The sequence below is a fragment of the Segatella oulorum F0390 genome (genome assembly GCF_000224615.1).
GTDB classification, from domain to species: Bacteria; Bacteroidota; Bacteroidia; order Bacteroidales; family Bacteroidaceae; genus Prevotella; species Prevotella oulorum.
In genome coordinates this window covers 588980-606472 of the sequence record NZ_JH114215.1, presented here as the reverse complement: position 1 = coordinate 606472, position 17493 = coordinate 588980, and the positions used below count along the sequence as shown (strand labels likewise).

Sequence of the window (17493 nt, the reverse complement as noted above, 5' to 3'; positions counted from 1 at the left end):
TAATCCATGTCTTTGTGGTTGTACCACTTTTTCACTTGATTTACACCAGTCAGTAGAGATAGATGGCTTTTTTAGAGAATATTTTGCTAATTTTGCATGCTGTGAAAAGCAGAACGCAACCGCGGCCACCCCATCTGTGGGCTTCATTGCTTTGAATAAAAACATTTTTGACGAATGACAAGAAAACATAAGCCATTGCCACTGTTGCAAGACGTGGTCATCGAGGCTGTTGCAGCCGAAGGAAAGAGTTTGTTCCATGTCGACGAGCACGTAGTGTTCATTCCGTTCTGTGTGCCAGGTGACGTGGTCGATGTTCAGATTACCCGCAAGAAACATAACTATATGGAGGGCGTTGTTGTGCAATTCAAGGCCTATAGTGACGTGCGCGCAGTACCTACTTGTCAGCATTTTGGCGTTTGTGGCGGGTGCAAATGGCAGAATCTGCCCTACGAGGCTCAGTTAGCCGCGAAACAACAGCAAGTTGTCGACCAACTCACGCGCATAGGAAAAGTCGAGCTGCCACTCGTCAGCCCCATCCTGGGCAGCGTGAAAGTGCTGGGTTATCGCAACAAATTAGAGTTTGGCTGCGCTAACAAGCGTTGGTACACGGCAGAAGAGCTCGCAGCCTTGCCACCACGCACTGAGGATGGTGCAGGACATTTGAACGACAGCGCAATAGGCTTCCACATCACGGGTGCATTCGATAAAATCTACCCTATCGAGAAGTGTTGGTTGATGGACGACCTGCAAAACCGCATTCGCAACGAGATTTATCGCTACGCCGTGGCCGAGCAGCTCAGTTTCTATGACATTAAAGCGCAGCATGGCCTGTTGCGCAGCTTGATGATGCGCAATTCTAACACGGGCGAGTTCATGCTGTTGGTGCAATTCCACTATGATGCGCCCGACGATGCCGAGCGTGCAGAAAAACTATTGGAACACGTCGCGCAGGCCTTCCCCGAGATTAGTAGCTTGCTGTATGTTGACAATCAAAAGGGCAACGACACCTTTTCCGACTTGGATTTAATCACATTTCGAGGCACCGACTTCATTTACGAGACGATGGAGGACTTGAAATTCAAGGTCGGCCCAAAAAGTTTCTATCAAACCAACACCGAGCAGGCGTTTCACCTATATGACGTGGCGCGCCGCTTTGCCGCACTCACGGGCAGCGAATTAGTCTATGATCTTTACACCGGCACAGGCACGATAGCCAATTTCATAGCGCGGAAAGCGCAGAAAGTCATCGGAATTGAGTATGTTCCCGAAGCTATTGAAGACGCCAAGGTGAACAGCGCCATTAACCACATTGACAACACGCTGTTTTATGCGGGCGACATGAAAAACATCCTGACAGACGACTTTATTGCCGAGCACGGACGCCCTGACGTCATCATCACCGACCCGCCACGTGCTGGCATGCATGCCGACGTGGTGAAAGTCATCCTGAACGCCGCGCCGCAGCGAATAGTCTACGTGAGTTGCAATCCAGCCACTCAGGCACGCGATTTACAACTATTGGATGCGCAATATCGGGTGGTGCAGGTGCAACCCGTCGACATGTTTCCTCATACACCGCACGTGGAGAACGTGGTGCTTTTAGAAAAAAAGTAATTCATAACATATCTTTCACTAATTCATGAACGCATGAAGACAAAAAACATCCTGGCGAGCATGTTATTGCTCGCTACACTATCGGCACAGGCCGAAACACCCGAGTGGGTGAAGAGTATTAAGCTGTCAGGCTATGGCATGACACAGTACCAGTATTCTAATCAGCAGAACGCGAAGGGCAACACCTTTAACTTGCGGTTACTGCGCTTGTCGTTGGAAGGTCGCGTGAGTAACGACTTTTACTGGAAGGCGCAGATGCAAATCAATGGCAATACCTCGACGTTGGGCAGCAGCCCACGCTTGGTCGACCTCTTTGCCGAGTGGCAAAAGTATGATTTTGCCCACGTCAAGGTGGGTCAGTTTAAGCGTCCGTTCACTTTCGACAATCCCCTGCATCCTATCGACCAGGGTTTCATGAGCGTTGGTCAGGCGGTGCTAAAACTCGCTGGGTTTAGCGACCGCAGCGGTGAGCAGCCCAGTAACGGCCGCGACATTGGTCTGCAATTGCAAGGCGATGTGCTTTCCAATGCCGAAGGTCGCAAGTTGCTGCACTATCAGGTGGGAATCTTCAACGGACAAGGTATAAACACCAAGGATGTTGACCAACGTAAGGACGTGATTGGCGGCATTTGGGTGATGCCAGTCAAAGGTCTGCGCGTAGGTGTGTTTGGCTGGGAAGGTTCTGTCGCGCGCCGAGGAACATGGAACGATGCAGCTGGTGTTCCGCACAGTGGCGTGCGGTCATTGCCCAAACATCGCTATGCGCTGAGCGGTGAATACAAGGTAAACGACTGGACGGTGCGTTCCGAGTATGTTCACTCCACGGGAAAGGCCTTTTCGACCGCGATTACGAACACTAACGCGCAAGATTCCAACTTTAAGAACTGTAACATCAGTGCACTGGGTGGTAAAGCCGACGGATTTTATGGTTTGGTGATTGCACCGGTAGTGAAAAACAAATTTCACCTGAAGGCGCGCTACGATCTCTATCGTGCCAATGCAGAATGGAATCATGCGCGCACACAATATGAGGTGGGCGCCGATTATCTGTTTCATAAAAACGTGCAACTCAATGTGGAATACGCGCGCGTGAACGATCGGAGATTGTCAAAGCACAATTTTAACCTCGTCGACGTGGAACTTGACTTTCGCTTCTAACGTTTTCTGCAAAATCTTTGAGCCGGAGTGCATTACTGCTTGCAATGTGTTCCCGCTCAGTATTTTTTTGCCTACTCCCAATGCGTGACTTGTCAGGCACCGATGGACAGCGCAAGTTGAGGGAGGATTTTTGTCAGAAAAATGTTGTGTTGTGTTTTCATTGTGTTAGCATTTGAGCGGAATACGGGAGTCGAACCCGCCTTTCAAGCTTGGGAAGCTCGCGCACTACCGATGTGCTAATTCCGCTTTTAGAGCCGATACTCGGACTCGAACCGAGGACCTATTCATTACGAATGAATTGCTCTACCAACTGAGCCATATCGGCGGACATGAACATCTGCGCTTGCAAATGCGTTGCAAAGGTATATTTTTTTTTTAGACGTACCAAATTTATTGGCGCTTTTCTTTTACATAAATTTTTTTGAAGATTTGATGCAGTTTCTCCCGTTGTTCGATGATGTTTTGTATTTTTTTGAGGTTTTCTGCATTTGAACTCTCCGGTATCCAGCTGTGAATGTAGCCGCGAGCAGAGTATTTTTCGTTCATGTGCTGAACAAAGCGTGTCCACTGCTGATCCTCGTCTAAGTTGGGGTAATTCTCTAAGCCGTACTGAATGGCACGGGTGAACACGACATCGGGCGAGAGATCTTTGTCGGCTTCTGCCACGATTTTGCCGTAAATCGAGCGTGGCGCACGGCTTGCACTGGCGCGATGGTCCTCGACAGCCTCTTTCATGATTTTTATCTGCTCGGTACTGAACCATTTCTTTAAGCGCGAGTCAGCATTTAGGATACGCCCGCCTGTAAGATGGTGAACCGCACGAGGACCGCTCATGCCTAAGTCGTGATAGGCAGCGATGACATAAGCCATGTCGACGTTTGCGCCAATTTGGTTGGCTAAAGTGATGGATGCCTTGATGACATGGCTGACATGTTGCAATCCGTGACTTTTTCCAAAGGAGTTGTAGCGGGGAAGAATGTTTGTCTCAATAAACTGAATGAGTTCTAAGTTGGGCTGTTGCATCCTGCGAAGTTCTTTATATGAGTAGTGCAAAAACTGACAGTGCGCCAAAAATAAAGATGTTGCGCGCGGTTAAACTTAAGATTTTATTCAATTCCCTACCTTGACGCAGCTGAATCATCTTTTCGTAAGCATAAAAATGTGCGAGTAAATACAAAATGAGGAGCATCGAGCCGATTTTGCTTTCGTTCTGTGCATAAACGACGTAGAACAGCAAAAGTTCGCCGATGATTCCGGCGAGCAGGTATAATCTTGCGCCCCACCGCTCACCAACCCGCACAATGAGGGTGATTTTTCCGCTTTTCCTGTCGTTATCTCGGTCTCGGTAGTTGTTCACGATGAGTAACGTGTCGATAACGAGGCCGCACGCGAGTGCCAGCAGAATAACCTCTAAGGGAAAGGCTTGCAACGCCGGCGGCATAGCAACATAGTAGGTGAGACAGACTGGCGTGAGGCCAAAGAAGAGAATCACGAGGAGATCTCCTAAGCCCCAATAAGAAAGTTTCGTTGTATAGAGAAAACAAAACAGGATGCAGGCCAATCCAGCAAAAATCAGTTTGTAACCGCCGTAGATAATCAGTGGTAGCCCTGTTATAGCGGCAATAATGGTGCAGATGATGATGGCTCTCCTCATGGCTGCAAGCGTAATCCATCCCTCAGAGCATGCGCGCTTCGGTCCCAATCGCTCTTCGGGCTTGTCGTTTCCTTTCAGGCAGTCGAAGTAATCATTAATGAAGTTGGCATCAATCTGCATGATGATGGCAAATGCGAAACAGAGCAGAATTGGAAGTTTTTGGAACTGTTCTATGCTGGTTTGACTAAAAGCGTATGCTGCCCCCAAAGCTACTGGGACGATTGCGCTGACGAGGGTCTTGGGGCGCATGGCCAAGCACCAAGCACGGAAGGAATTGGTTGTAACTGTGGAGTTTTGCATCGTTAATTGAAGAAATTCCAACTGAGCCCAATTCTTAAGATGCGTTCATTGAGTGCATAATGTGGCGTGAGGAAATAATCCTTGTTACCCATGCCTGCATTGATGTGACTCATCATGATGAAGAACCGAGCATGTTTGAGAAAGAAGTTGGCATAGACATTCACTATGGGATAATTGCCTACCTGTACGCGGCTGTCACCACCCGACGTGTTGGTATTTACTTGCACGGCATATTGCCCGATGTTTGGAACATAATCAGGAGCATAATAGCGGGTAAAATAGCGAATATCGGCACCGAAATCGCAATGCAACACCCGCGCAATCTTAAAACGCAGGTAGAGATTGCTATAAAAATTGAAATCGGGCAGTGGGAGAGCGGTTGCATTGCTTGATTTCTGATAAGTGAGCCTGTTTTCCCAGTTTAACGGTCCAACTGTGAAGTCTTGTGTCAGAGCTACTGTGAAAAGGCTGATGCCCCCGGCGTGTTGCACCACGTCAAATGCATGATTAACCCGATTACCGCTACTCACGGTATATGCTGAAGTAAAATACGTATGATTCTTGATGTTATCGAAAGCGATGCGTAATGTCGTGCGTGTCTTTTGATAGGACAAACTACCTTCTAAGCGGCTATGCAGCATTTTCGACAGGCTGTTGTTATCCCACCAAGCATGTCGTCCATGAAAATGCCGATAATAGAATGTTGGGTTTAAGCGATGGAAGAAACCTGTTGCAGCCAAGCTGAGTGTATCGCCGAAAAGCTTAAAATTCAGGTCGGCAGTAGCATCTACCTTCAGTTGCCCCGCATCAACCCCTGTCAGCCAAGTCTCTGCCAAGACTTGATAATGAAAAACACTACCTTGCTGCTTGCTTAACGCTGCACCAATGCTCAGATTGTGCTCGTTATAGGTTTTATAATCCGTAACATCGGGCAGTGTAACATGACGGAAGTCAGATGTGGCAAAGGCTTTCAGTCCAGACTTTGCCCACTTGTTAAATCCCTCTAAGAGCGAGATTGCAAACGTATTCTTTAGCTCGTAAAACCTTGTCTTATCGTAAATATCAGCGTTGCCATAAGGCGGAACAATCGTATAGGCGTTCGCGTAGAAGTTAGCAGGCGTTTCGTAGGCTTGGTAAATGCGGCGATAGTTGTCGAAACTTAGGGTGTGGATGAAACTCGTGACAGGAACAAACACCGTTTTCACCCATGCCGTATCTTGCTGCGCTTTTTTCTCTGCCTGCAGCAAACTATCGGCAGTAGCTTTATCCATCACCATGCGTTGTGCAGCCTTTTTCCCATCAACAGGTTCGGTCCCGGCAATCTTTGCATCTTCAGGTCGACCGGCAGTCATGATGGTTTTATCTTGCCTTGATTTTCCGGTTTTATCTTTATCTTTCGCTTCTTCGTTTTCCTTTTTCGATGCCATCGCAAACTTTTTTGCCTTGATTTCCTCCTCGGTCATAGGTTCTTTTTTATGAAATCCTACGTTATAGCGCTGTGTGAAAAAGACATGCTGATTATCATTTCTGTTCCAGTTGCGTGTGAGGGCTGTCGGAATCTCGTCTGTGCTATAGCTCTCATTAAAACTCTCGGGATGCTTGATGTAATCGTCGTTTGTAATGCCACCATTCTCGGCCACCTTCTGGTGATAAGTGGAAAGCAGCAGATGGGCTTGATATTGGTCGCCTAAGTAGGAGCCGTACATGGTGTAATTAAAATGTGCTGTGCTTTGATTTTGATAGTATCCGCGCCCATACAGATAATCAAATATGAACCCCACGCCGAGCCGTTTGCCCGCGTTTACTGCAAATTTTGCCGTGAGATGGTCTTCGCCATTGTTGCGATTACCTGTATTGTTATAGCTCAGATTGGTAATGGGAGAGAGCGTATTGGTGAAAAGGAATTGCGAAACGGGCGTGATGACAAAGTCATAGGGCTGTGTGAAAATGAATTGTTGCGCAGGTTGCCTGTCGATGAAAATGCGATTTAAGCGTGGCGCACCTAAGTTCCCCGTGGTGTTATATTGCCCGTAGAGACCCATAGTGAAAATGGTATTCATGTACATGTAGGACAAGGTGTCGGGTACAGCGGCCTTCCTATCGCCAAATCGCGAATCGATTGTCCACACTTTGAGCCCCATCGGAATCTCATGATGTGCGTTGGTTGAATCTTTTTTTGCTAAATTATTGCGTTGGGTGATATTGCCCATCTCGTCAATCTGATTAAATCCATCATCAAATTGAGCGAAACCTTGCAGGGCAGGCAATAAGAAAGCGGTGGCTACGAGAATTTTCTTCATGAACGAAACATTCGAATGGCTACTTCGGCAAACTTTATCACCACAGCGACAATCAGGATGATGGTTGCGATGGTGTGCTGCTCACTTTGCAAATAAAGGACTACGCCCACTACTGCCAAGGCCATAAACACCAGATTTAAAATGTTTCTCACCTTCAACATCGAAGGACCACCTTCGCCCAAGCGTTTGAGTCGATGATGTGGTTTCACTGCATATTCGGGCTTATTTTTTCCCGTGTTGTATTCTTGTTCCATCATTATTTTAAATTTGTTTGAAGTGTTTTGAATATTTCATTTACCCGGTCAATCGTTTTCTTTCTGAATTTCCCGTTTGTTTTAAACAGCTTTGTGCGCTTTTTATTCAGTGCCACGCTATCAGAAATCAGTTCCTCAGCCGATGCTTTAAATCCCGACGAGCGATTTTCCTCATACGCATAGCTGATGCGGCAAAGCGTCAATGCTATCGCGTTGTCTTCGCAGTGTGCAATCAACGTGTAGTCAAATTTCGTGCGATCCAACGACAGCAGACTGCTGTTAAACACAAGCCATTCGCAATATTTCCCCACAATCGTATGCTCATTCTCGTTCACCAGCACGATGCGGCTTCCCGTAGCTTGGTGCTCATCGTGCGTCTGCGCCGTTAATAACGAATAGGTTTTCTGATAGATTTCGGCAGCTGTCATTCCGGGTAGGGCAAAGCGTTCGTTGAAAACCACCTTTCCGTTTACTTCGGGCACCGCACCCGCCAAGTAAGCCTCGTCTTCGTTTACTTTTTGGGTTGATGGAGTTTTGCTTTCCTTCGTCTTAGTTGGTGTCTCTGCAGGAATCGTCCATCCCTTCGCTGCCTTGCGCTGTTCTTGTGCTGCCCGCTCGGCTTTCCTCGCCGCCTCCAAGGCTTCTTCTGCAGCGCGTTGCGCCTTTTCAGCGGCAGCTTTCGCTTCAGCCGCTTTTCGTGCTGCCTCGGCTTTTAATACTTCAATATTGTTTTTTTGCATGATTGTGTCGGTTTGTGCCGGCATAGCCAATGGCATCAAAAAAACTATCGTGAGTAGAAATATTCTCATTTCGTGGGAAATTAAAATTTTATTTTCGCAAAGGTAATAAAAAAGGAGGAGTGCGGGGGCAAACGGCTGTGGTGACAACCCAAACTTAACGATAATTAATAGATAGCATTCCGCTTGCTCCCTGTTCCTGTGGAAATCACGTGTTACGGCGCGTTCGAAGCCTTGTTGCATGGATGTAAAACGTGTTCTGACGCGTCGGAAGGATTGTTTTTGAAATTAGATGACCATTCAGAGGGTCTGAAAGGATTGTTTTTGAAATTAGACGCCCATTCAGAGGGTCTGAAAGGGCTGTTTTTGAAATTAGACGACCATTCGGAGGGTCTGAAAGGGCTGTTTTCGAAATTAGACGACCATTCAGAGGGTCTGAAAGGGATTTTTTGAGATTTGAGCCCCCATTACAGTGGGCAGAATGACCGTTACATTGTTGCAGCAACTGATTCAGCGGGCAAAATGACCGTTACATCGTTGCAACAACTGATTCGGAGGGCAGAATCGCTGTTACATCGTTGCAGTAACTGATTCGGGGGGCAGAATCGCCGTTACATCGTTGCAGCAACTGATTCGGAGGGCAGAATGACCGTTACATCGTTGCAGCAACTGATTCGGTGGGCAGAATGGCCATTACATCGTTGCAGCAACTGATTCGGTGGGGTTGAAAGGGCGTTTTTGAGATTTTCTGTTGCTCTGCCATGGCTGAACACTTGTTTTTGAGCATTTCGGCCTGCAAGCCCGAGGTTGTGCCATGAAAATAAAAAAACGAAGATAGTGGCCGGTGGCAAACTATCCTCGTTATACTGATTGGGTGTCTGTGCACAGCTTTCTAAGCAGCCTGATGCATACCCCCATTCGCTCCGTGTTATTTCTTTTCGGGGGCTTTATCAATCAAGTCCATAAACTGATCGAGTTTTGGCGTGATGATGATTTGCGTGCGGCGGTTACGCTGTTTGCCCACCTCGGTGGCATTCGTTGCAACGGGATTATACTCGCCACGCCCGCCAACGGTGAGCCGTTTGGGGTCTACGCCATAGTGGGTTTGCAGGAATTGCACCACAGAAGAGGCGCGCAAAGCCGAGAGATCCCAGTTGTTGCGGATGTTTTTCATTGCGGGAGCGCTTGCGTTTACAGGCACATTGTCCGTGTTACCCTCAATGAGCACGTCGTAATCTTTATAGTCGGTGATGATTTTTGCAATCTTGCTCAGCGTCTCTGCCGCCCGGTCATTCACCTCGTAGCTGGCCGTTTTGTAGAGCATATTGTCGGCCAACGAGATGTAAACCACACCTTTCAGCACCTGCACGTCGACCTCTTTCATCTCCTCACGGCTCAACGAGCGTGTGAGCTTGTTGGTGAGTGCCATGTTGAGCGAGTCGCTTTTGCTTTTCACTTCAACCAAGTGGCGGATATATTGGTTGCTCTCATTAATCTGATCGACCAATTTCGAAATATTGATGTTGTTGGTGTTGGCGCTCGAGAGGCTCTTGTTGAGCGATTGCTGCAAGGCTGCATAGTCGCGTTTTTGCTGGCGCAACTGTTCCTCTAAGCTGGCAACACGTGTTTTGCTGGCGGCTAATTGCTCGCGTGCCTGCTGATAATTAGCCGTGAGTTCGCGATTTTCATTCTGACAATTCTCTAAATCTTTTTTGCTGGCGCAGCTGCTCAACAGCAGTGCTCCGGTAGCAAATGTGAGTAGAAATACACTTTTCTTCATATACTTTTCCTTTCGTTGGTATGCAAAATTTTAATGTTGCAAATATAATAGATAGCCGTCAGATGGCGAAATAAGCCCTTGGGGTTTTGCGATATTTAACGCACTTTACAACCTTTTGAAGCCTTTTTGAGCGGTAGAATGGTGCGTCTGCGTCTCAATTTAATCTATGAATCGGCGGACGATGTTTCCATATTCATCAATGCGCCTGTCGCGCAAGAACGGCCACCAGCGCCTGACTTGCTCGCTGTGTTGCAAATCGACGGGCACAATAACGTTCTCTTCATCGCTGTTGCTGGCACGATAGAGGAGCTCGCCTTGCGGACCTGCTACAAAACTGCTGCCCCAAAACCGTATGCCTTGTGTGTTTCCGCTGGGGTCGGGCTCTAATCCCACCCGATTAACGGCTACCACAGGCAGTCCATTTGCTACGGCGTGGCCGCGCATGACGGTTGTCCATGCCTCGCGCTGGCGTTCTTGTTCGTCGGGCGTATCACTGCTTTCATAACCAATGGCCGTGGGATAGATGAGCAATTCGGCTCCCTGCAAGGCCATGAGGCGGGCGGCTTCAGGGTACCATTGATCCCAACAAACCAGCACACCCAATTTGCCCACGCTTGTTGTTATGGGATGAAAACCTAAATCTCCGGGGGTGAAATAGAACTTTTCGTAATAAGCAGGGTCGTCGGGAATATGCATCTTGCGATATTTTCCAGCAATGGTTCCGTCGGATTCTATTACTACTGCTGTGTTGTGGTAGAGGCCAGGCGCCCGCTTTTCAAACAGTGACGTGACGATGACCACCCCAAACTGTTTAGCCAACCGGCCATAAAACTGTGTTGATGGACCGGGGATAGGCTCTGCCCAGTCGAAGTTGTTCACCTCTTCCACCTGGCAAAAATAGAGCGAGTTGTGCAGTTCTTGCAACACGATGAGTTGTGCACCCTGTTTCGCTAAATCGGCGATGCCCTTGGATAGCCGTTGCATGTTGTCTTCGGGCACCGCCGTGTTCTGTTGTTGTAAAAAACCTATTTTAATTTCTTTCATGTGCTTATTTTGGAAATTGCATTGTTAAACAGTGTAGTGAACCGTGTTGACGGATGACCGTACGGGCATCGATACCGATAATTTCTCTGTCGGGAAAAGCCTTTTGAAGTTGTGCCATTGCTTTTGCATCGTTAGCCGGTTGTGCATAGGTGGGGCAGAGAATGGCACCATTGAGAATGACAAAATTTGCATACGTGGCAGGCAATCGCTCGCCATCGGCAATGATAGCGTCGGGGAAGGGGAGGGGAATGAGCCGATAGGGTGCTCCCTTGCGTGTGCGCAGTCGTTTCAACTCTTCTTCCATAGCTTTGAATTCCCCATATTGTTCGTCTGTCTTATCTTCGCAAGTCACGTACAATAGCGTGTTGTTGGGTGCCATTCGCACAATCGTATCGATGTGCCCGTCGGTGTCATCACCAAGGAGACGACCATGATTGAGCCAAAGAATTCGGTCAGCATGCAGCATATTTTTGAGTCTCAGTTCAATTTCTTCCTGTGTCAGTGGTTGGTTGCGATGTGGCGCGAGCAGGCAAAAAGAGGTCGTGAGAATGGTCCCTTTGCCATCACTCTCAATGCTTCCGCCTTCCAATACAAAATCGTTATGATCTTCGACTACGCCCGAAAAGGCTTGCTGCTCGGCCATTTTCTTAGTAATGGCATTGTCCTTTTGCCATGCAAACTTCTCGCCCCAGCCATTGAATTTGAAATCCAAATATTTAAATTCTTCTCCGCATTTCAGCGTTAGCGCAGCATGATCGCGTGCCCAAGTGTCGTTCGTCTCTATTTCGAAATAACGCACTCGTTGGCATTGTTCCACAGTTAAGTGCTGCGCGAGTAACTGGCCGACGACCTGCTTTTGGGGCGTAACAATCCACAAGTCTTGCTGTTTTGTAATGGCATCTGCCATCGCAATGTAAACCGCTATTATTTCATCTAAACAATCTTTCCAATCGGTGTTTTGATGGGGCCATGTCAACATCAGGGCTTGCTGTGGTTCACTCTCTGCCGGGAGTCTGTAATCGTTGTGGCGTAATTCCATACATTTTGTTGATTAAAGTGTGCTGAATGGTTGTGCAATGTCGTGCAAATTATCGCCTGAAATCGCACATATTTTGTGCACAAAATTAGCTATTTTTTCTGAATTGTTCAGATTTTAAGGTAAAAATCCCTACCTTTGCCCCACTAATGTAGATGCGAGATGTTAGAAATTAAAGACGGGGAATTAAGTGGAGTCTTATCTTCAACCCTTACATCGCCAATAAACTTCAAGCTCAATGCGGGTGACTCTTTGTGCATTTATGCATGGGAACAGTCCCTCGGGCAAGCACTTGTAGACACGGTTGTTGGATTGCGTCCTTTGAAAAAAGGATATTTCACGATGGATGGAGATTTGATTGACGCACAGTCCGTTGCCTATTTTCGCCAAAAGTTTGCTTTTGTGCCTCGCCAACTTGATTTTCCATTAGAAACAGTTGATGAATTATTGGATTACATGTTGTCGGTGGATCATCGCCTGACATGTGAACAAATTAAGGCGGAATGGCTGAAATTTGGTTTTGGAGACTGTCTTTTTAAAAAGCCATTAGATGAGTTGGGGCGCAACGTTTTACAAACATTACTGATTATAAACGCAGTGTTATTGGAACGCACTTACATGGTATTGGATTTGCGAGATGATGTGCTATTGCCGGGCCAGATATTAAACTATTTGCAAGGCTATTTGCATTCAGGTGGCGCAATCATCATGGCCTCAAACCATGAGAGCATGAAAAATTTCTGTACGTGCACGTTATCAAGCCCTATTGGCACCACATCAACCCTCCATCATTTTGAATAATATGTTTTTATCTTGGTTTCTTTTGCTTTTGCTATTCAGTGTTCCTGTTGTAATTGCAACTTTGTTTCGTCTTCGTTTGCAACGGAAATATTTTCTGGCAGTTGGGAAAATGGCCATTAGCATGTTGGCAGCTTGGCTACTGCTTGGTTTCCTGATACAACAAGACGCTGTCGTTTTGAATCTCATTTGCCTATTGGTTGTTGTCGCCTTGGCATCGTTCATGGTTGTCCATCGGGCCCGGTGGAAAGTGAAATATCATTTTGTTCCTGTGTTGATTGCTACGTTATGTGTGTCGGTTTTGGTCAGCATGGTGGCAGTATGTGCCGTGTCACCCATGGGAAATTTGCTTAGTGCACACTATTTTTTGCCTATGCTTGGGTTCTGCGTGGGAGGTATTCTTGAGAGCAATGGCAAAGCTTTAGATACTTATTATATGGGGCTTTACCATCACCATGCACTTTATGACTATTTGTTGGGCAACGGTGTTTCTCACCCACGAGCAGTTCATTTTTTCATGAAGCGCGCCATAACCCGTTCACTCTTGCCTTCAATCGGGTGCATGTCTTACATAGCTGTGAGCACAACTCCCATGGTGTTGTGGACGATGTTGTTGGCTGGCGCGAGTGTCTATGATGCCGTATTTGTGCAACTTATTGCTATTGCGACGATGCTTGCAGCGGCTCCTTTAGCACTTATTTTTAGCTTGTTCTTGACTCGGCGTTATGCTTTTGATGCGTATGGACGTCTACTTCCTAAGGAAAAAATCGTAAAAGACGAGGAAGTGGCGTAACTGAATGATTAATAAAAAAAGTTAAACCGTGATGAGGTTATGGCTGAAAGCGTAGCAAAATAGCTACCTTTGCCACTCAATTTTATGCATAGCATGACAATTAAGGAAGTGATTTGTGCCCTTGAGCGATTTGCACCTCTGCCCTTGCAAGCCGACTATGACAATGCAGGCTTGCAAGTTGGATTAACAGAAGTGGAAGTTTCAGGGGCTTTATTGTGTCTTGACGTGACGCCTGCAATCATAGATGAGGCCGTTGAGAAGCAGTGTAATCTTGTGGTTGCACATCATCCTTTGATTTTTCACAAACTGAAGCGGATTGCCGATGAGAATGAAGTGCAGTGTGTTGTGCGAAAAGCTATCGAACAACATGTTGTGGTTTATGCAATGCATACCAATATTGACAGTGTGCGCGGTGGCGTGAATTTTAAGATTGCCGAGAAGTTAGGGCTAACGCAAACGCAATTCTTTGGGCATCAACAAACCGTTGATGGTGTGGATGGAGGCGATGGCATTATAGGTGAATATCCAACGCCCTTAGCTGCAGACGATTTTGTTTTGCAACTTAAAAGGCAATTCGATGTAGAATGTGTGCAGTGCAATGCGCTTTTGCGTCGTCCCATTCGGCGTGTTGCTGTTTGCGGTGGTGCTGGTTCTTTTTTGTTAGAACAAGCGTGGAAATGGGGTGCCGATGCCTTTATTACGGGCGAGATGCACTATCATGAATATTTTGGTTACGACCAGAAACTGCAAATCGCCGTCATCGGTCACTATCAAAGCGAGCAATATACGACAGAAATATTTCAAACAATCATAACGGAGCAGTGTCGTGGTGTGCGATGTGTTCAAAGCGCTATTAACACTAATCCCATTATTTATTTATAAAAGATATGGCAAAGAAAGAAGCAGCTGACTTGTCAGTGGAAGAGAAATTGAAGACGCTCTATCAATTGCAAACAACATTGAGTGGCATTGATGAAAAGAAGGCTTTACGCGGAGAGTTGCCCTTGGAGGTTCAAGATTTGGAAGATGAACTCGAGGGTTTGAATATTCGTGTGGATAAAATCAAGCACGACATCGCCGATGCAGAAGATGCCATTCATGGCAATCAGCAGCTCATTCAAGAGGCGCAAAAGAGCGTAGAGCGCTATCAACATCAGCTCGACGAGGTGAAGAACAACCGAGAATATGACACGCTGACGAAAGAAATCGAATATCAATCGTTGGAGATTGAGTTGGCCAATAAGAAGATTAAAGAGGCTGCCATGGCGATTGACGAGCGCAAACGCGACTTGGAAATGGCACAGCAAACGATTTCAGAGCGGCAGATTGACTTGGATGAGAAGCGTGAAGAGTTAGATGAGATTATGCAGGAGACGCGTGAGGAAGAGGATAAGCTTAAGGCACGTGCAAAAGAACTTGAGCTGAAAATTGAACCGCGTTTACTGACAAGTTTTAAGCGCATCCGCAAGAATGCACGCAACGGATTGGGCATTGTCTATGTGCAACGTGACGCGTGTGGTGGCTGCTTCAATAAGATTCCGCCTCAGCGTCAGTTAGACATCCGCATGCACAAAAAGATTATCGTGTGCGAATATTGTGGTCGCATCTTGGTCGATCCGGAGTTAGCGGGCGTAACGATTAGCCCTGCAGCTACGGAAGAGAAGCCCAAGCGCGCTAAACGCACAACACGAAAGAAGAAAGACGCACCCGCCGAAGATTAATCTTGTGGCAGTAATCGTCGATGAAGTGTGAAGAGGGAATATATCAATTTGTGGCAGCAACCATCTTGTGTGTCCACTGAAAAATGGGTATTCACGAGGCCTTGACACTTGCTCAGCAGGTTGATATAACCTTTTCGACTTACTTAAACCTTGTCCATCACATGACGTTAATTCAAGAAGATGTCAAAATATAATATTACAGAAAAGAAAAATAAAGTTCAGGCTAACCCTGTGTTGATGCGTGCCGTAGTAAAAGATGAGTTAGAGAAGGGCATCTATCAATGCATTGTGGTTGAGAAAAAATATAAGGAACCGGGTTATAACCTCAAACGTTTGGCGCTCGATTTAGGTACCAATACGCGTTATATCTCGGCAGTATGTTCCGAACGATTCCACACCAACTATTGCAGTTTGGTGAATGCAGAGCGCATTCGCGAGGCAAAAGTCTTGCTAACCACCGAAGACTATGCAGGCTGCACAGCCGAAGAAATTGGCGAGCTGGTGGGATTCAACAATCGGCAGAGCTTTTACGGTGCGTTTTTCAGACACGAAAAAACCACACCCGCGCAATATCGGAAGGACAATAAGCCCGCCCAAACCTCAAAAAAGGTGTGATGTTGGTGCTTTTGTGCCTTCACTCCGCAAGTGAAGCACGCCTGTTGCTTTTCAATCCTGCTTTTTAACGCATGAATAAAATTAAAAAAATTGTACTCACCGGTGGACCGTGTGCAGGCAAGACCACTGCTTTAGTGAAAGTGATAGAGCATTTCTCGAGCTTGGGTTATAAGGTCTTTACCATCCCCGAAGTGCCCACGATGTTCAGCCAATCGGGTATGGACTACTTGACGAAGAACCGTGCCTTGTTTTATGAAGGCGAGAAGGCCACGCTCGAAGTGCAATTAGCTTTGGAAGACAAGTTTCAGCGCATGGCAGAGCAATGCGATGAGCCCACGGTGATTATCTGCGACCGGGGAGCCATGGATATATCGGCCTATATGCAGCCGCAGCTGTGGAAAGACATTACCACGGCGGTGGGAACTTCGACAACCGAACTGCGCGATCATCGCTATGATGCCGTGCTCCATTTGGTTTCGGCGGCCGATGGTGCCGAGAAATACTACACCACGGCCAACAACAGACAGCGCACAGAGGGGCTTGAGATGGCGCGCGAGGTGGATAAGAAGGTGATTAACGCCTGGACGGGGCATCCCCATCTGCGCGTAATCAACAACCACGAGGACTTCAACAACAAGCTGCATCGTGTGCTGAAAGAAATTTCGAGCGTCTTGGGCATTCCGCAACCCATTGTCGAGGAGCGGAAATATGTGGTTGAGTTGGTGGGCGAAATTCCCCATTGCATTGAGAGCGAAATCACCCAAACCTATCTCGTTGCCGAGCCGGGTTGCGAGGTTCGTCTACGCCGGCGAGCGTGGCAGGGGAAGAATGTCTATGTGCACACCACGAAGAAAAATCTGGCTAATGGCGAAGAGTTGGTGACCGAGCGGCAGATTCGCAGCAATCTCTATCAATCGTTGTTACAACAGGCCGATCCCTATCGGCAGGAGATTCAAAAGACGCGCAAGAGTTTCATTTGGAAAGGACAATATTTTGGATTAGACAATTTTCAGCGTCCCGTCAGCGGCTTGATGATTTTAGAGACGAAAGGTATTACCGAACAAGAGGCCGTGAACTTTCCACCATTCATCAAGGTGGTGAAAGACGTGACGGGCGATGCGCACTACTACAACTATAATATTGCCTTGAAAGGGTAGCAAGGCAAACAAGTGTCGTCATAACCCTGAATTTGGCGGGAAATAGTGTGTGCGTGACAAGATTCCGTCACGGCGGCTAATGTGCATGCTTCGCGTGGCAAAATCACAGTAAAAAAGCAAAATGTAGTGCTACGGATATACTTTAATACTGATCACAGTAAAACTTCTATGTGGAATTTTTACGCCCGAGGTCGATTAGCAAGAATTCCATGTGGAATTCTTGACGCCTGAGGTCGATTGTCAAAAACTCCATGTGGAAATCTTGACGCTTGAGGTCGATTGTCAAAAATTCCATGTGGAATTCTTGACGCTTGAGGTCGATTGTCAAAAATTCCATGTGGAATTCTTGACGCCTGAGGTCGATTGTCAAAGATTCCATGTGGAATTCTTGACGCTTGAGGTCGATTGTCAAAAATTCCATGTGGAATTCTTGACGCCTGAGGTCGATTGTCAAAGATTCCATGTGGAATTCTTGACGCCCGAGGTCGATTGGTAAGAATTCTATGTGGGATTTTTACCCCCGAGGGTCGAT

At 47.0% G+C, this 17493-nt stretch carries 18 protein-coding genes and 2 tRNA genes; 10 read left to right on the top strand and 10 right to left on the bottom strand.

Annotation, left to right across the window (positions count from 1 at the left end):
* Nucleotides 1-174 precede the first annotated feature (174 nt).
* On the top strand, nucleotides 175-1614 hold the full coding sequence (rlmD, locus tag HMPREF9431_RS02600) for a 23S rRNA (uracil(1939)-C(5))-methyltransferase RlmD (RefSeq protein WP_004379529.1): 1440 nt from the start codon (nucleotides 175-177) through the stop codon (nucleotides 1612-1614).
* A 33-nt stretch (nucleotides 1615-1647) separates the two neighbouring features.
* Entirely contained in the window at nucleotides 1648-2772 is a 1125-nt protein-coding gene (locus HMPREF9431_RS02595) for a porin (protein ID WP_004379528.1), read from the top strand.
* A gap of 175 nt (nucleotides 2773-2947) precedes the next feature.
* Here the strand turns inward: HMPREF9431_RS02595 and HMPREF9431_RS02590 are convergent.
* From HMPREF9431_RS02590 to HMPREF9431_RS02560, 7 genes are all read right to left on the bottom strand, one after another.
* A tRNA-Gly gene (locus tag HMPREF9431_RS02590) sits at nucleotides 2948-3018 on the bottom strand.
* 6 nt (nucleotides 3019-3024) lie between these two features.
* Nucleotides 3025-3097 (bottom strand) — tRNA-Thr (locus HMPREF9431_RS02585).
* A gap of 65 nt (nucleotides 3098-3162) precedes the next feature.
* A complete protein-coding gene (locus tag HMPREF9431_RS02580; protein WP_004379527.1) occupies nucleotides 3163-3795 on the bottom strand; it encodes an HD domain-containing protein in 633 nt (210 codons plus the stop codon).
* Between the two features lie 13 nt (nucleotides 3796-3808).
* On the bottom strand, nucleotides 3809-4726 hold the full coding sequence (gene menA, locus HMPREF9431_RS02575) for a 1,4-dihydroxy-2-naphthoate octaprenyltransferase (RefSeq protein ID WP_040560728.1): 918 nt from the start codon (nucleotides 4724-4726) through the stop codon (nucleotides 3809-3811).
* Nucleotides 4727-4728: 2 nt separating this feature from the next.
* Nucleotides 4729-7026 (bottom strand): putative porin, encoded by a 2298-nt coding sequence (locus HMPREF9431_RS02570; RefSeq protein WP_004379525.1) that lies wholly within the window; start codon nucleotides 7024-7026, stop codon nucleotides 4729-4731.
* Complete coding sequence (locus tag HMPREF9431_RS02565; protein ID WP_231287689.1) at nucleotides 7023-7283, bottom strand: mechanosensitive ion channel protein MscS; 261 nt, start codon at nucleotides 7281-7283, stop codon at nucleotides 7023-7025. The genes HMPREF9431_RS02570 and HMPREF9431_RS02565 overlap by 4 nt, the downstream gene beginning before the upstream one ends.
* Nucleotides 7283-8089 (bottom strand): DUF4468 domain-containing protein, encoded by an 807-nt coding sequence (locus HMPREF9431_RS02560; protein ID WP_004379523.1) that lies wholly within the window; start codon nucleotides 8087-8089, stop codon nucleotides 7283-7285. Before HMPREF9431_RS02560 ends, HMPREF9431_RS02565 begins: the two co-directional genes overlap by 1 nt.
* A 210-nt stretch (nucleotides 8090-8299) precedes the next feature.
* On the opposite strand from HMPREF9431_RS02560, the gene HMPREF9431_RS12755 reads away from it, so the two are divergent.
* Entirely contained in the window at nucleotides 8300-8470 is a 171-nt protein-coding gene (locus HMPREF9431_RS12755; protein ID WP_155812920.1) for a hypothetical protein, read from the top strand.
* A 475-nt stretch (nucleotides 8471-8945) separates the two neighbouring features.
* On the opposite strand, the gene HMPREF9431_RS02555 is transcribed toward HMPREF9431_RS12755, so the two are convergent.
* The 3 genes from HMPREF9431_RS02555 to HMPREF9431_RS02545 all read right to left on the bottom strand — a co-directional run bounded on the left by HMPREF9431_RS02555 (nucleotide 8946) and on the right by HMPREF9431_RS02545 (nucleotide 11880).
* Nucleotides 8946-9797: an OmpA/MotB family protein gene (locus tag HMPREF9431_RS02555; RefSeq protein ID WP_004379521.1), complete on the bottom strand. Its 852-nt coding sequence runs from the start codon at nucleotides 9795-9797 to the stop codon at nucleotides 8946-8948.
* A 159-nt stretch (nucleotides 9798-9956) separates the two neighbouring features.
* Nucleotides 9957-10841, bottom strand: a complete 885-nt coding sequence (locus HMPREF9431_RS02550) for a carbon-nitrogen hydrolase (protein ID WP_004379520.1) — start codon at nucleotides 10839-10841, stop codon at nucleotides 9957-9959.
* A 4-nt stretch (nucleotides 10842-10845) separates the two neighbouring features.
* Nucleotides 10846-11880, bottom strand: a complete 1035-nt coding sequence (locus HMPREF9431_RS02545) for an agmatine deiminase family protein (protein ID WP_004379519.1) — start codon at nucleotides 11878-11880, stop codon at nucleotides 10846-10848.
* A 159-nt stretch (nucleotides 11881-12039) separates the two neighbouring features.
* On the opposite strand from HMPREF9431_RS02545, the gene HMPREF9431_RS02540 reads away from it, so the two are divergent.
* The 7 genes from HMPREF9431_RS02540 to HMPREF9431_RS12750 all read left to right on the top strand — a co-directional run bounded on the left by HMPREF9431_RS02540 (nucleotide 12040) and on the right by HMPREF9431_RS12750 (nucleotide 17457).
* The gene (locus HMPREF9431_RS02540; protein WP_004379518.1) at nucleotides 12040-12678 is read left to right on the top strand and encodes a hypothetical protein; all 639 of its coding nucleotides are present in this window, start codon (nucleotides 12040-12042) and stop codon (nucleotides 12676-12678) included.
* Nucleotide 12679: 1 nt separating this feature from the next.
* Nucleotides 12680-13468: an ABC transporter permease gene (locus HMPREF9431_RS02535; RefSeq protein ID WP_081463304.1), complete on the top strand. Its 789-nt coding sequence runs from the start codon at nucleotides 12680-12682 to the stop codon at nucleotides 13466-13468.
* 93 nt (nucleotides 13469-13561) lie between these two features.
* On the top strand, nucleotides 13562-14350 hold the full coding sequence (locus tag HMPREF9431_RS02530) for a Nif3-like dinuclear metal center hexameric protein (protein WP_040560724.1): 789 nt from the start codon (nucleotides 13562-13564) through the stop codon (nucleotides 14348-14350).
* Nucleotides 14351-14355: 5 nt separating this feature from the next.
* The gene (locus tag HMPREF9431_RS02525) at nucleotides 14356-15189 is read left to right on the top strand and encodes a zinc ribbon domain-containing protein (RefSeq protein ID WP_004379515.1); all 834 of its coding nucleotides are present in this window, start codon (nucleotides 14356-14358) and stop codon (nucleotides 15187-15189) included.
* Between the two features lie 180 nt (nucleotides 15190-15369).
* Complete coding sequence (locus HMPREF9431_RS02520) at nucleotides 15370-15804, top strand: helix-turn-helix domain-containing protein (protein WP_004379514.1); 435 nt, start codon at nucleotides 15370-15372, stop codon at nucleotides 15802-15804.
* A 71-nt stretch (nucleotides 15805-15875) separates the two neighbouring features.
* Nucleotides 15876-16961 (top strand): AAA family ATPase, encoded by a 1086-nt coding sequence (locus HMPREF9431_RS02515; protein ID WP_004379513.1) that lies wholly within the window; start codon nucleotides 15876-15878, stop codon nucleotides 16959-16961.
* Nucleotides 16962-17172: 211 nt separating this feature from the next.
* Nucleotides 17173-17457: a hypothetical protein gene (locus tag HMPREF9431_RS12750; protein ID WP_155812919.1), complete on the top strand. Its 285-nt coding sequence runs from the start codon at nucleotides 17173-17175 to the stop codon at nucleotides 17455-17457.
* Nucleotides 17458-17493 lie beyond the last annotated feature (36 nt).

Coding starts and splice junctions, on each gene's coding strand:
- menA (WP_040560728.1), bottom strand. CDS start 4,726: ATGCAAAACTCCACAGTTACAACCAATTCCTTCCGTGCTTGGTGCTTG.
- HMPREF9431_RS02570 (WP_004379525.1), bottom strand. CDS start 7,026: ATGAAGAAAATTCTCGTAGCCACCGCTTTCTTATTGCCTGCCCTGCAA.
- HMPREF9431_RS02595 (WP_004379528.1), top strand. CDS start 1,648: ATGAAGACAAAAAACATCCTGGCGAGCATGTTATTGCTCGCTACACTA.
- rlmD (WP_004379529.1), top strand. CDS start 175: ATGACAAGAAAACATAAGCCATTGCCACTGTTGCAAGACGTGGTCATC.
- HMPREF9431_RS02560 (WP_004379523.1), bottom strand. CDS start 8,089: ATGAGAATATTTCTACTCACGATAGTTTTTTTGATGCCATTGGCTATG.
- HMPREF9431_RS02580 (WP_004379527.1), bottom strand. CDS start 3,795: ATGCAACAGCCCAACTTAGAACTCATTCAGTTTATTGAGACAAACATT.
- HMPREF9431_RS02545 (WP_004379519.1), bottom strand. CDS start 11,880: ATGGAATTACGCCACAACGATTACAGACTCCCGGCAGAGAGTGAACCA.
- HMPREF9431_RS02515 (WP_004379513.1), top strand. CDS start 15,876: ATGAATAAAATTAAAAAAATTGTACTCACCGGTGGACCGTGTGCAGGC.
- HMPREF9431_RS02540 (WP_004379518.1), top strand. CDS start 12,040: ATGTTAGAAATTAAAGACGGGGAATTAAGTGGAGTCTTATCTTCAACC.
- HMPREF9431_RS02565 (WP_231287689.1), bottom strand. CDS start 7,283: ATGATGGAACAAGAATACAACACGGGAAAAAATAAGCCCGAATATGCA.
- HMPREF9431_RS02535 (WP_081463304.1), top strand. CDS start 12,680: ATGTTTTTATCTTGGTTTCTTTTGCTTTTGCTATTCAGTGTTCCTGTT.
- HMPREF9431_RS02520 (WP_004379514.1), top strand. CDS start 15,370: ATGTCAAAATATAATATTACAGAAAAGAAAAATAAAGTTCAGGCTAAC.
- HMPREF9431_RS02555 (WP_004379521.1), bottom strand. CDS start 9,797: ATGAAGAAAAGTGTATTTCTACTCACATTTGCTACCGGAGCACTGCTG.
- HMPREF9431_RS02530 (WP_040560724.1), top strand. CDS start 13,562: ATGACAATTAAGGAAGTGATTTGTGCCCTTGAGCGATTTGCACCTCTG.
- HMPREF9431_RS02550 (WP_004379520.1), bottom strand. CDS start 10,841: ATGAAAGAAATTAAAATAGGTTTTTTACAACAACAGAACACGGCGGTG.
- HMPREF9431_RS02525 (WP_004379515.1), top strand. CDS start 14,356: ATGGCAAAGAAAGAAGCAGCTGACTTGTCAGTGGAAGAGAAATTGAAG.